Annotated in this window: 10 protein-coding genes and 1 pseudogene; 2 read left to right on the top strand and 9 right to left on the bottom strand. The window is 73.0% G+C overall.

The features are described 5' to 3' along the window. The 4 genes from ABZ371_RS02100 to ABZ371_RS02085 form a co-directional block, all read right to left on the bottom strand. On the bottom strand, window positions 1-655 hold a 655-nt coding region (locus ABZ371_RS02100; RefSeq protein ID WP_358672659.1), incomplete at its 3' end, for a hypothetical protein. 191 nt (window positions 656-846) lie between these two features. Then, entirely contained in the window at window positions 847-1,269 is a 423-nt protein-coding gene (locus ABZ371_RS02095) for a universal stress protein (protein WP_358672658.1), read from the bottom strand. 98 nt (window positions 1,270-1,367) lie between these two features. Then, window positions 1,368-2,030: an FMN reductase gene (locus ABZ371_RS02090; RefSeq protein WP_358672657.1), complete on the bottom strand. Its 663-nt coding sequence runs from the start codon at window positions 2,028-2,030 to the stop codon at window positions 1,368-1,370. After that, on the bottom strand, window positions 2,027-3,130 hold the full coding sequence (locus tag ABZ371_RS02085) for an LLM class flavin-dependent oxidoreductase (RefSeq protein ID WP_358672656.1): 1,104 nt from the start codon (window positions 3,128-3,130) through the stop codon (window positions 2,027-2,029). The genes ABZ371_RS02090 and ABZ371_RS02085 overlap by 4 nt, the downstream gene beginning before the upstream one ends. Window positions 3,131-3,507: 377 nt before the next feature. On the opposite strand from ABZ371_RS02085, the gene trpS reads away from it, so the two are divergent. Next, window positions 3,508-4,566 (top strand): tryptophan--tRNA ligase, encoded by a 1,059-nt coding sequence (gene trpS / locus ABZ371_RS02080; RefSeq protein WP_358672655.1) that lies wholly within the window; start codon window positions 3,508-3,510, stop codon window positions 4,564-4,566. A 55-nt stretch (window positions 4,567-4,621) separates the two neighbouring features. On the opposite strand, the gene ABZ371_RS02075 is transcribed toward trpS, so the two are convergent. After that, a complete protein-coding gene (locus ABZ371_RS02075) occupies window positions 4,622-6,622 on the bottom strand; it encodes an NAD-binding protein (protein ID WP_358672654.1) in 2,001 nt (666 codons plus the stop codon). A gap of 50 nt (window positions 6,623-6,672) precedes the next feature. Next, a pseudogene (locus ABZ371_RS02070) lies at window positions 6,673-7,053 on the bottom strand (hypothetical protein); the annotation flags it as partial. 302 nt (window positions 7,054-7,355) lie between these two features. Here ABZ371_RS02070 and ABZ371_RS02065 point away from each other — a divergent pair. Next, complete coding sequence (locus tag ABZ371_RS02065) at window positions 7,356-8,429, top strand: helix-turn-helix domain-containing protein (RefSeq protein WP_358672653.1); 1,074 nt, start codon at window positions 7,356-7,358, stop codon at window positions 8,427-8,429. A gap of 81 nt (window positions 8,430-8,510) precedes the next feature. Here the strand turns inward: ABZ371_RS02065 and ABZ371_RS02060 are convergent, their stop codons facing one another. The 3 genes from ABZ371_RS02060 to ABZ371_RS02050 all read right to left on the bottom strand — a co-directional run bounded on the left by ABZ371_RS02060 (window position 8,511) and on the right by ABZ371_RS02050 (window position 12,039). After that, window positions 8,511-9,842, bottom strand: a complete 1,332-nt coding sequence (locus ABZ371_RS02060) for a cation:proton antiporter (protein ID WP_358672652.1) — start codon at window positions 9,840-9,842, stop codon at window positions 8,511-8,513. A gap of 2 nt (window positions 9,843-9,844) precedes the next feature. Continuing rightward, window positions 9,845-10,315 (bottom strand): TrkA C-terminal domain-containing protein, encoded by a 471-nt coding sequence (locus ABZ371_RS02055; RefSeq protein ID WP_358672651.1) that lies wholly within the window; start codon window positions 10,313-10,315, stop codon window positions 9,845-9,847. A gap of 281 nt (window positions 10,316-10,596) precedes the next feature. After that, window positions 10,597-12,039, bottom strand: a complete 1,443-nt coding sequence (locus tag ABZ371_RS02050; RefSeq protein ID WP_358672650.1) for an SPFH domain-containing protein — start codon at window positions 12,037-12,039, stop codon at window positions 10,597-10,599. Between the last annotated feature and the right edge of the window lie 130 nt (window positions 12,040-12,169).

The following is a 12,169-nucleotide window of genomic DNA, read 5'->3' as shown; positions in this document are numbered from 1 at the left end:
CGCCGAGGGCCAGCCCCGCGCCCACCACGGCGGCGGCGGCGAGTCCTGCTCGTAGCCCGCCCCGCACCACCGCGAGACCGAGGACCAGGACGAGCAGCACCACCGTGCCGACGGCCGGCCAGACGCTGCAGTACCGGAGCAGGCGGAACGAGGTCCGCAGGTCGTCGGCCCGGTCGGCGGACAGGACGGTGATCGAGGTCTGCCGCACGGGGATCCGGTCGGCGAACGGCACCCCGCTGTCGACCAGTTCCTGCCTGACCGCCCGGATCACGGGCTCCAGGTCGATGGTGACCGCCTGGCCGCCCTCCCCGTGCAGGGCCTTCGTCACGGCTTCGTGCGCCGTCCGGTTGGCGGTGTCCCAGGCCCGCCGGAAGGCCTCGGTGGTCGTGAAGGAGCGTGCGGTCTCCCGCAGGAACTCCTCGACGGTGTCCTGCAGGGGACCGGCGTCGATGTTCCTCATCGCCTCGTCGGTGATCAGCGTGGCGACGGTGTCGCGCACATCCGTGTCCGAGGCCAGCGGTGACACGGCGGCGAGGTACCGGTCGGTGTCGTCGATCTCCAGGTCGGCCCATGCGGACAGGGCGCTCACCGGGACGAGCAGGGCGAGCAGCACGAGCAGTACCGCCGGAACAGCCGCTGGGAAAGAGGTCCGCACACCCCCAGCCAAGCCCTCGGGAGGGCCGGGCGCCGCAGGCCGTGGGCCGTTCGGGTCACCGGCCGGTGCGGCCGGGTGCGCCGACGGCGGACGGACCGCCCCCGGCCGTTCGCACCGGGCCGCCCTCACCGCCCGCACCGGACCGACCTCGCTGCCCTCACCGCCGTCACCGGGCCGTCCCGATGGTTCCGTCAGTCGTGGACGACCGTCACCGGGCAGCGGGCGTGCTGGGTGACGTGGAGGCTGACCGAGCCGAGCAGTGTGGCCTTGAAACCGCTGTAGCCGCGGGCGCCCACGACCAGCAGGTTCGCGCCCTTGGAGCGCTCCAGCAGGGACAGTGCCGGGTTGCCGATGACGATGACCTTCTCGACCGCCGCCGCGCCCTCGGCCCCCAGGGCCTCCTCCAGTGCCTCCGTGAGGGCGACGGTCGCCACGGCCTGCGGATCGAAGTCCTCCGGCATGCCGGGCATCATGGACGCCCAGCCGGTGGCGGGGTACTCCCAGCTGTTGACCGCCTCGACCGTGTCGCCGGTCAGTTCACCCTGACGGACGGCCCAGCGCAGCGCCTTGATCGACGAGTCCGAGCCGTCGACGCCGACGACGATCCTGCCCATGTCCGCCTCCACCTGGTTCTGGGTACTTCCGGCATGTTTCTCCTCGTCGCCAGCCTAGCCAGAAGGTGCACCGCCGGCCTTGCGGCCGGGGCCCCCGCTCAGCCGGTACGCAGCTCGGCGAGCTGCTGGGCGAAGGGCACGAGCGCGTCCTCGCCGTCGTCGAGCGTGGGTTCCCGGGACGCCCCGGAGACGGTCCGTCCGGTCACGGCGGAGGCGAGCTCGCCGCCCGCGCGCCGGATCCGGGACGGCAGCCCCTCGGTGTACTCGTCGCCGGACGAGCCCCAGTCCTCCGACGCCGCGTACACGGAGGTCGGCAGGACGACCGCCCGGAGGTAGGCGAACAGCGGGCGCAGGGCGTGTTCCAGGACCAGCGAGTGGCGGGGGGTGCCGCCGGTCGCCGCGACGAGGACGGGCTTGCCGGTCAGGGCGGTGGGCTCGACGAGGTCGAAGAAGGACTTGAACAGGCCGCTGTACGAGCCGGCGAAGACGGGCGTCACCGCGATCAGGCCGTCCGCGCCGGTCACGGCGTCGATCGCCGCCTTCAGGCCGGCCGGGGGGAAGCCGGTGACCAGGTGGTGGGCGATGTCGACGGCCAGATCGCGCAGTTCGACGACCCGCACCTCGACCCGGCGGTCCTGGTCGGCGGTCAGTCGTTCGCGGGCCGCCCCGGCGAGCCGGTCGGCCAGCAGCCGGGTGGAGGAGGGGCTGCTGAGCCCGGCCGCGACGGCAACGATCTTCAAGGGCGTGGTGGGCACGGTCATCGGAGCTCCTTCGTGCGGGCGTCGGCCGCGGTGCGGGCGGCGGTGACCGCCGGGTGGACGGGGGCGTCGGGCACACCGGCCGGACGCAGGGCGGCGAACTCCTTGCGCAGGACGGGCACGACCTCCTCGCCGAGGATGTCGAGCTGTTCCAGGACCGTCTTCAGCGGCAGGCCCGCGTGGTCCATCAGGAACAGCTGGCGCTGGTAGTCGCCGACGGTGTCCCGGAAGGACAGGGTCCGCTCGATGACCTCCTGCGGGGAGCCGACGGTCAGCGGGGTCTCCCGGGTGAAGTCCTCCAGGGAGGGCCCGTGGCCGTAGACGGGGGCGTTGTCGAAGTACGGGCGGAACTCCCGCACGGCGTCCTGCGAGTTCTTCCGCATGAACACCTGGCCGCCGAGGCCCACGATGGCCTGCTCGGCCGTGCCGTGGCCGTAGTGGGCGTAGCGCCGGCGGTAGAGGCCGACCATCTTGGCCGTGTGCTCCATGGGCCAGAAGATGTTGTTGTGGAAGAAGCCGTCACCGTAGTAGGCGGCCTGCTCGGCGATCTCCGGGGAGCGGATGGAGCCGTGCCAGACGAACGGCGGGACGCCGTCCAGCGGTCGCGGGGTCGCGGTGAAGGACTGCAGCGGGGTGCGGAACTTCCCCTCCCAGTCGACGACGTCCTCGCGCCACAGCTTGTGCAGCAGCGCGTAGTTCTCGATCGCGAGCGGGATGCCCTCCCGGATGTCCTTGCCGAACCAGGGGTACACCGGCCCGGTGTTGCCGCGGCCCATCATGAGGTCGACACGGCCGTCGGCCAGGTGCTGGAGGGTGGCGTAGTCCTCGGCGATCTTCACCGGGTCGTTCGTGGTGATCAGGGTGGTGGAGGTGGAGAGGATCAGCTTCTCGGTGCGGGCGGCGATGTGACCGAGGGTGGTCGTCGGTGAGGACGGGACGAACGGCGGGTTGTGGTGCTCACCGGTCGCGAACACGTCGAGGCCCACCTCCTCCGCCTTCAACGCGATCGCGACGGTCGCCTTGATCCGCTCGTTCTCGGTCGGCGTCCTGCCGGTCGTGGGGTCCGTGGTGACGTCCCCGACGGTGAAGATCCCGAACTGCATGGCGCCCGCCTCCTATTTGTTGAACGTTGAACTATATTGACACACCCTACAACGGAGAGGTCCCTCCCCCTATTCCACGCGTCCGGGACGCCCCCCGCAGCCGCGTACGACCGGGCGGGAGCCGTCCGGGACCGGGCCGGGAGGCGGCCGAGGGGCGAGGCCGCCGCGGGCCGGAAAACAGCGGCCGCCACGACCCGTGCGGGATACACTCATCGCATGACCTCCATGCCGTGCCGTACCTGGTGGCGCTCCTCCTAGGAGCGGCCACCCCCACCTGCACGGAACAAGGGCCGTTCGACGACGGACGGCCCTTCCCGCTGCCCCGGTGCCCTTCGGCGGGCCGTCCTCCACGCACACACCACCAGCGAGGAGAACCCGTGACCGCCACCGCCGACCTGCCCGTCAGCTCAGCCCTGCGCCGAAGCGCCGAGCTGGAGCAGCGGCTCGCCGCCGCCCCCGGCCGCTTCCGGGCCCTCACGGGCGACCGGCCGACCGGTGCCCTCCACCTCGGGCACTACTTCGGCACCCTCCACAACCGGGTGCGCCTCCAGGACCTCGGTGTGGACGTCTTCGTCCTCGTCGCCGACTACCAGGTACTCACCGACCGGGACGTCGCCGAGCGGCTCACCGAGAACGTGGAGGGAATGCTCCTGGACTACCTGGCCGTCGGCATCGACCCGGCTCGCACGACGGTCTTCAACCACAGCGCGGTGCCCGCCCTCAACCAGCTGATGCTGCCGTTCCTCTCGCTCGTCTCCGTGGCCGAGCTCGGCCGCAACCCCACCGTGAAGGACGAGATCGCCCACTCCCGGCAGGCCGCCGTCAGCGGGCTGATGTACACCTACCCGGTGCACCAGGCCGCCGACATCCTGTTCTGCAAGGGCGACCTCGTGCCCGTGGGCCAGGACCAGCTGCCCCACCTGGAGATCACCCGCACCGTCGCCCGGCGCTTCAACGAGCGGTACGGAGACGTCTTCCCCGAACCCGACGCCCTGCTCTCCGCCGCTCCGCTCCTGCTCGGGACCGACGGCACCAAGATGAGCAAGAGCCGGAACAACTCCATCGCCCTCGGCGCGAGCGCGGACGAGACCGCCCGGCTCATCAGGGGCGCGACCACCGACGCCGACCGGCACATCACCTACGACCCCGGGGCGCGGCCCGAGGTCTCCAGCCTCGTGCTGCTGGCCGCGCTCTGCACCGGCCGCGACCCACGGGCCGTCGCCGAGGAGATCGGGGGCGGGGGCGCCGCCGCCCTGAAGCGGACGGTCACGGACGCCGTGAACACCCGCATGGCGCCGATCCGGGCCCGCCGGGCCGAGTACGCCGAGGACATGGCGTACGTCCGGTCGGTGCTGCGCACGGGCAACGAGCGGGCGAACGCGATCGCGGAGGCGACGCTGGACGAGGTGCGTGACGCGATGGGCACACCCCGCTGAAGCCACCGGCCGACGCGCACCGGACAGGTGCGCCGGCCGGCGGTGCCGGAGGTCCTCAGCGGGCCGACGAGTGCCGTCGGCGCAGGAGTTCGGCCAGACCGCGCCGGGTCGCCGCGATGACCACCCGGTCCTCGGCCCGCAGCACGTGACCCGGGTGCAGGTCCCAGACCAGGCCCGCCGGCCGGTCCGGCCCGCCGGGGCCCGAGGGGTCGTACGGCGGGACGGCGGCCAGGTCCGGCACGCGGTCGGCGGGCGGCGTGGCGTCCAGGGCCAGGACGCGCCAGAACCCCGGGCGGAACGCCTGCTCGACGGTGCGCCCCTCCAGCTGGGGATGGCCCGCCACCTCCAGCGCGGCGAACAGCATCACCTTCCGCTCGACCGGCACCGCGCCCAGGATCTGGCGGCCCATCATGGCGCCCGCGAACGACGGGGCGGCCAGGTGCGAGACGGAACGCGAACGGGTCAGTGCCTGCGGGTGCGCCGTGCGCAGGGTGCGGTAGACGGCCGTGGCGAACTCGTCGTCGAACAGGCGCAGCGCCACCCGCAGGTCGGGCTTCACCGAGCGGGCGTACAGCGCGGCCTCCAGGTTCGTCAGGTCCCCGCTGGTCAGGGCGAGCAGGGCGTGGGCGCGGCGGATCTTGGCGGCTTCCAGCACGCCCTCCTGGGTGACGTCACCGAGGACGGTGGGCACGTGCATGCGGCGTGCCAGCGGAATGCCGCGCGCCTCCGGGTCCTCCTCGATGACGACCACCGGGATGTCCAGCTCGCGGAGCCGTACGAGGACCCTCGTACCGATCTTGCCGAGGCCCAGGAGCACCACGTGGCCGGAGAGCCCACGCGGCGGCCTGCGCAGGGAGGAGGCGGCCCGCAGCGAGCCGAACGCCTCCAGGACCGCGGCGACGAGCAGGGGCAGCAGGAGGAGCCCGGCGGTGCCGGAGAGCAGCTGGATGATCTGGCGGGACGGCGGATCGGTGTCCTCGACCGCCGGGTCGCCCATGGCGAGGAGGTCGAGCATGGTGAGGTAGGCGGCGTGCGGCGGGCTGTCGCCCGTGGTGATCACCGACGCGACGGCCAGGCCCACGACCGCCGCCGCGACACCTGCCGCGGACCAGCGCAGCCGCCGGGAGAAGATGTGGCCGAGCGGCGCACCCCGGCCGCCCATCCGGATGGGCGGGCGGTCGGGCCCGGCCTGGCTGATCGCCTCCAGGACGACCGTGCCCCGGCCGGTGGCCGCGGCCACGGTCGCCTCGTCGGGCAGGAGCTGGGGCCCCTCGTCCCCGCTGCTGTCGGAACCCTCCGCGCCCGCCGGATTCTGGGTGGTGGAGGAGAGCAGTGCCAGCGTGCACAGGCCCGGGTCGGCGAGTTCGCCCTGCCGGGGCGGGGTGCGTTCGGCGGCGCGCAGGAGCAGCCCCTCCGCCTGGATCACCTTGCTGCTGCCGGTCAGGGCGGTGGCGGCCAGGGCCGGTGCGGCGGTGTCGGCGTCGGACAGGACGGTGGTGGAGGCGTCCAGCGAGGCCGGGTCGATGCCGGGCATGGCGACGGCGGCGGCCTGGTCGAGCAGGGTTTCCAGGTGCTGGCCGAGCTTGCGGTTGTAGAGCCGGATGACCAGGCGGAGACGGGGGTTGAGCCGCCGGGCGGTGAGGGCGGCGCGGATGTTGCGTTCGTCGTCGTCGTAGACGAGTGCGAGAGCGGCGGCCCGGTCGATCCCCGCCACGTCGAGGACGTCGTCGGAGGGCTCGGGCGCCTCCATGATGTGCACGGCGTCCACACCGGCGTTCGTGTCGTCGTCACCCGGCACGCCCGCACCGCCGTTGCGGTTCATCGCCGCCGACATGCGCCCGAACAGGGCGGCGGCGCGGGCCCGCTGGGTCAGTGGCAGCTCGGGCCGGGTGGTGTCGGGCCCGGGCGGCAGGAGAAGGGTGACCCGTTCTCCGTAGACGTAGCGCAGCTCCACGGCGAGCCGCCGGGCGAGTGCGTCATCGCCGCACACGACCATGTGGCCGCCGGAGTAAGGGCGTTGGGACTGCTGAGGAAGCGGGGACACGAAACCCAGCATGCCTTGTCCCGCCTCCGTCAGTCCTGGTGGGCCCGGTCGTGCCCGGCGACTCGGCGTGACGGGGCGGGGGCCGCCGGGAAGTACCGGCACAAGCGGCGCACGAGCACGCGGACGACTCCCCAGGCGATCAGCAGTGCGGCCACCAGCATGGCCACGTGGAGCGCGGCGCGCACGGTGCCGGTGACGCCGCTGCGCAGTACGAGGACCGACCCCGTCAGGCTGGTGAGCCAGGAGACGACGACGACCAGCGAGACGGACACGGCGACCGGGACCCCGGCGAAACCGACCGAGTCCGCGTCGAGGTCGCTGTCGAAGGAGTCGCGTTCGGCCAGGCCTGCCAGCACCAGCAGCCAGAAGCAGACGACGACCACCAGGGCGGCGTCGAAGAGGACGGCCGGAAAGGCCAGTGCCGCGGTGAGGAGTTCTGTCATCCGGCCCCCCTGGCCATCGCGCTCCCGATACGGCTCCGGGGGCGGTCGGCGGGCGGTGGGAGGCGCGGGCGGAGCCCCGGCGCCGCAGGACCGCGAACGGTCCCCGGCAGCCGGTCCCCTTCCCCCGTGCTCCCCCGTGATGTCCCCCGTGTGCTGCTGAGCGCATGGTGTCAGCCGGGGTGCTCCCACGCATTGCCGGGATCCGGCAGACTTCGTGCTGTCGTCCTGCCGGGCACCGGCACCCGGCCGAGGGCCCCGGGGAGGGGCGGCGCGGTCGCGGCAGGTCGGCAGGAGGAGTGACGGTGGCGGAGCCGGAGATACCCGAGAAGTACGTGGAGGACCACGCGCGCATCCTGGCCGAGGTCGCCGGCACCGGCCGCCGGCTCACCCGGGAGGAGCTGGAGAGCCGGCGCACCATGGGCCGTGAGGCGGCGGAGGCCGGGCACCAGCTGCGTGCCCTGGTGAGCCTTCATCTGTCGGCGACCCGGGCCCACTGGCCGCGCACCGCGATCGGGGCGGGGGCGGGCACCGTGGAGGCCGTGCTGGCCGCGGTGGAGCAGTCGGTCGACGCCTTCGCCGAGGGCTTCGAGCGAGCCCAGCGGCTCACCGTGCGGCGCGAGGAGGCGGCGCGGCGGGAGTTCATCGACGACCTGCTGTACGGGCGCAGCGACCTGGGACGCCTCGCGGAGCGCGCCACCCGCTTCGGGCTGCGGCTGTCCCGCGCCCACGCCGTCGCGGTGGCCGCGGGCCCCGAGGGGTACACCGAGAGCGACAACGTGCCCCGCAGTGTGGAGGCGTCCCTGCTCGCCCGCTTCAGCGGCCGCAAGATCCTCCTCACCACGAAGGACGGGCGGCTCGTATGCATCGCCCCGGGCAGTCAGCCGGACGTCCTGCGCTACTTCGCCAAGCAGGCCCATGCCGCGACGGACGGCGGCCAGGTCGCGATCGGCCGCGCGCACCCCGGACCCGGTGGAGTCGTCCACTCCTACGACGAGGCACTCGACGCCCTCGACCTCGCCCAGCGGATGGGACTGGACGATCCCGTCCTGGACGCCGCCGACCTGCTGGTCTACCCGGTGCTGACCCGGGACCGGCAGGCCATGGCCGACCTGGTGCGCAGTGAACTCGGTCCGCTCAAGGAGGCGCGGGGCGGCGCCGAGCCGCTGCTCAGGACGCTGTCGGTGTACTTCGACGCGGGCTGCGTGGCCGCCGAGACGGCCCGCCGGCTGTCACTGAGCGTGCGGGCGCTGACGTACCGGCTGGAGCGCATCCATCAGCTGACCGGGTCGGACCCGTCCGACCCGATGCACCGCTACACCCTGCAGACCGCGGTGATCGGTGCCCGGCTGCTGGACTGGCCGGCGAACGAGCTGTAGCGCGCCGGGACCGGGCCGGGCCGAGGCCCGCGAGGTGACGAGGAGGGCGGGGCCGCTGTTCAGCCCGCCCGGGGCCGCGGGTCAGCCCGTCGTCCCGTCCCGGCCCGCGGGTTCGGGCGTGAGGTCCTCGTGCGAGGGCCTCGGCCCGCCGTGCTCCACGGGCGGCTTCCGCGGGCCTTCCGTGTCCATGCCCGTGGCCTCTTCCCGGCCCCCGCCGCCGGCTCCGGCACTGCCGCTGCCCTTGGTCCTGCCCTTGCCGGCGAGGACCGCCCGGGCCCTGGCCGCGACCGGTTCGGTCCACCGCGCCGTGAGCGGCCCGATGATCACGAGGATCAGTACGTACGCGGTGGCGATCGGCCCGATCCGCGGTTCCGTGGCCACGGCCAGGCCGGCGATCACGATCGAGAACTCACCGCGCGCGACGAGCGTGCCGCCCGCCCGCCACCGGCCCCGGGGCCCGATGCCGGCCCGCCGTGCGGCGTACCACCCGGTGCCGACCTTGGTGAGGGCGGTGACGACCGCCAGCAGCGCGGCGGGGAGCAGCACGGGCGGGATCTCCGCCGGATCGGTGGACAGCCCGAAGAACACGAAGAAGACGGCGGCGAACAGGTCGCGCAGCGGCGTCAGCAGCTTGCGCGCCCCTTCGGCGACCTCGCCGGACAGGGCGATGCCCACGAGGAACGCGCCGACCGCCGCGGACACCTGGAGTTGTTGCGCGACACCCGCGACCAGGACGGTGAGGCCCAGGACGACGAGCAGGAGCATCTCCGGGTTGTCGGACGAGACCGCCCGGCTGATGAGGCGCCCGTGGCGCAGCGCCAGGTACAGCACGAACCCGACGGTGCCGAGGGCGATCAGGAGCGCGATGCCGGCGCCCGCCAGGCCGGCCCCGGCCAGCATGGCGGTGAGCAGCGGCAGGTAGACGGCCATCGCGAGGTCCTCGATCACGAGGACGCCGAGGATGACGGGCGTCTCGCGGTTGCCGAGCCGTCCCATGTCCGTCATGACCTTCGCTATCACGCCGGACGACGAGATCCAGGTGACCCCGGCCAGCGCGACGGCCCCCACGGGCCCCCACCCGAGCATCAGGCCGGCGGCGGCACCGGGTGTGGCGTTCAGCACGAAGTCCACGGCGCCGGACGGGTACTGGGTCTTGAGGCTGGTGACGAGTTCGGACGCGCTGTATTCGAGGCCGAGCAGGAGGAGCAGCAGGATGACACCGATCTCCGCCCCGATGGCGGTGAACTCCTCACTGGCACCGAGCGGAAGGAGGCCGCCCTCCCCGAAGGCGAGTCCGGCCAGCAGGTAGAGGGGGATCGGCGAGAGGCCTATCCGCCCGGCGAAGCGTCCGATGATGCCGAGTCCCAGGATGACGGAGCCGAGCTCCACCAGCAGTGCGGTCGTGTCGTGCACGGTCAGCCCTCCGCGATGATCTCGGAGAGCGTGTCCACGCCCTCACGTGTTCCTACGGCGACGAGCGTGTCCCCGATGGCCAGCCGGAAGTCCGGTCCGGGCGACGGATGCGCGCTGTGCGTGCGCAGGACGGCCACGATCGACGCTCCCGTCCGGGTCCGCGCCCGGGTGTCTCCGAGCAGCCGTCCGCCGTACGGGGACCGGGTGCCGAGCGGGATGTGCTCGGTGACGAGGTCGATCCCCTCCGTGCGCACGGCGTCGATCGGCGCGGCGTCGATGAGGTGCGCGAGCCCAGTCGCCTCCTCCGGGGTCAGGGGTACGGAGAGCAGGCAGGAATCAGGGTCGTCCTTCTCGTAGAACCCGAGGAACCGTCGTCCGTCGTGGTGGACGACCACGGAGATGTGCTGCCCCGACTCGGTGGTGTAGTCGTACTGGACACCGACTCCCGGCAGCGATGTGCGGTGGCTTCCCATGGCTTCCTCCCGAGAGGCGCGACTTGACGATCTCTTGAGGATCTCATTACCTTGCCCGGCCTTCACGAGGCCCCTCCCGGGTGCCGTACCGGCGGGTGCGGGGGCGTGTGGGCCCGATGCCGTGACCGGCCGGGTGCGGGGCACGTGAGCCCGTCGGTACCCGGATTCCACGCCGGCCCACTTCCGGTCGCCCCGGGCCGTCGTCCGGTCGCCGCCCCGTCGTGACGCGCCAGGGCCCGGCGGGACAGGTCCCGCCGGCCCCTGGTGAGGTGGAGCGGGGGTCAGTCGGTGACCTCGATCGTGTTGTTCGCGCGGTTCGCGGGCCGGGGCACGACGGCCGGTTCCGGGGTGGCGGGTGCTGTGCCCCGGAGGTTCTGGAGCAGCGCGGCGATGTCGACGCCCGTGGCCGAGGTGAGCAGTTCCATGCCCTGCGCCACGTTGTCCGTGACCGTGCGGGCGAGTTGGCCGGCGCCGTCCGTCGAGATGACCGTCATCTTGTCGATGGCGCTCAGCGGCTCGGAGGCCTTGGCGACGACGTGCGGGAGCACCTCGACCAGCATCTGGAGCACCGCCGCGTCGCCGTACTGCGCGAACGCGTCGGCCTTCTTCCGCATGGCCTCGGCCTCGGCGGACCCCTTCGCGGCGATGGCGGCGGCCTCGGCCTCCCCCTCGATGCGTACGGCCTCGGCGAGTGCGGAGCGGTGCAGCTTCTCCCCCTGACCGGTGAGGCGTGAGCGCTCGGCGTCCGCCTCGGCCTCCTTCACCTGCGCGATGCGGCGGGCCTCGGCCTCCTGCTCCGCCTGGTAGCGCGCGGCGTCGGCGGGCTTGCGGACCTTCGTGTCGAGCTCGCGGTCCGTCAGGGCGGCCTGGCGCTGGGCCACCTTCTCCTGCTCCGTGAGGACCTCCTGCCGGCGGGCGGCCTCGGCGAGGGGACCCGCGGCGTTCGCCTTGGCGGCGGCGGCCTCCGTCTCGGCCTTGATCTCGGCCTGCTTGAGGTAGAAAGTCCGCTCGGCGATGGCGATCTCCTCGGCCGCCTTCAGCCGGGCCTGTTCCGAGGCCCGCCGGGCGATGGCCTCGGCGATGTCGGCCTCCTGCTTGGCGCGGGCGGCCTCGGGGCGCCCGAGGTCCTCGAGGTAGGAGCCCTCGGTGGTGATGTCCTGGATCTGGAAGGCGTCGAGGATGAGGCCCTGGCCGGAGAGGCTCGCCTCGGCCTCTTCGGCGACCTGCCCGGCGAACGCGGCACGGTCCCGGATGATGTCCTCCACGGACATCCGGCCGACGATCGCGCGCAGGGCGCCCGAGAGCACTTCCTGGGTGAAACCGACGATGCCGTTCTGCTGCTGGAGGAAGCGCTGGGCCGCGGCCCGGATGGCGTCCTCGCTGCCGCCGACCTTGACGATGGCGACGCCTTCGAGGTTGGACTTCACCCCGCGCAGGGTGACGGCGCCGCGCACGGCGACGGGGATGTGCCGGCTGGAGAGGTCGAGGGTGAACTTCTGCTGGACGAACGGCACCACGAAGACGCCACCGCCGACGACGACCTTCTGACCGCTGTTGTCGATGCTGGTGCGGCCGGTCACCGGATCGGTGGACCTCTTGCCCCGCCGCCCGGTGATGATGAAGGCCTGGCTGGGGCCGGCGACCTTGTACCGGGTGATCACGGCGAGGGCCAGGAGAACGACTAGGACGACGACGCCGACGACGGCGATCACTACTGGACTCATGAACATGTCCCCCCTGCCTCCCGTGGGCGGCAGTCGATCGAGCTGTACGGAATTGCGTGCTGTGCGGAACGTCGAGCTGTGCGGAACGGCGAACCGTGCGGGCTCAGGGCCGTGCCGACTCGGGCTGTGC

Source organism: Streptomyces sp. NPDC005899, from assembly GCF_040629645.1.
GTDB lineage: Bacteria > Actinomycetota > Actinomycetes > Streptomycetales > Streptomycetaceae > Streptomyces.
Note: the sequence above shows the minus strand (reverse complement) of the source record. Positions and strands in the feature narration are given on the sequence as shown.

Excerpts from the sequence above, each read along its gene's own strand:
- ABZ371_RS02095 (WP_358672658.1), bottom strand. The coding sequence starts at position 1,269 with ATGGGCAGGATCGTCGTCGGCGTCGACGGCTCGGACTCGTCGATCAAG.
- ABZ371_RS02090 (WP_358672657.1), bottom strand. The coding sequence starts at position 2,030 with ATGACCGTGCCCACCACGCCCTTGAAGATCGTTGCCGTCGCGGCCGGG.
- ABZ371_RS02085 (WP_358672656.1), bottom strand. The coding sequence starts at position 3,130 with ATGCAGTTCGGGATCTTCACCGTCGGGGACGTCACCACGGACCCCACG.
- ABZ371_RS02075 (WP_358672654.1), bottom strand. The coding sequence starts at position 6,622 with ATGCTGGGTTTCGTGTCCCCGCTTCCTCAGCAGTCCCAACGCCCTTAC.
- ABZ371_RS02055 (WP_358672651.1), bottom strand. The coding sequence starts at position 10,315 with ATGGGAAGCCACCGCACATCGCTGCCGGGAGTCGGTGTCCAGTACGAC.
- ABZ371_RS02050 (WP_358672650.1), bottom strand. The coding sequence starts at position 12,039 with ATGAGTCCAGTAGTGATCGCCGTCGTCGGCGTCGTCGTCCTAGTCGTT.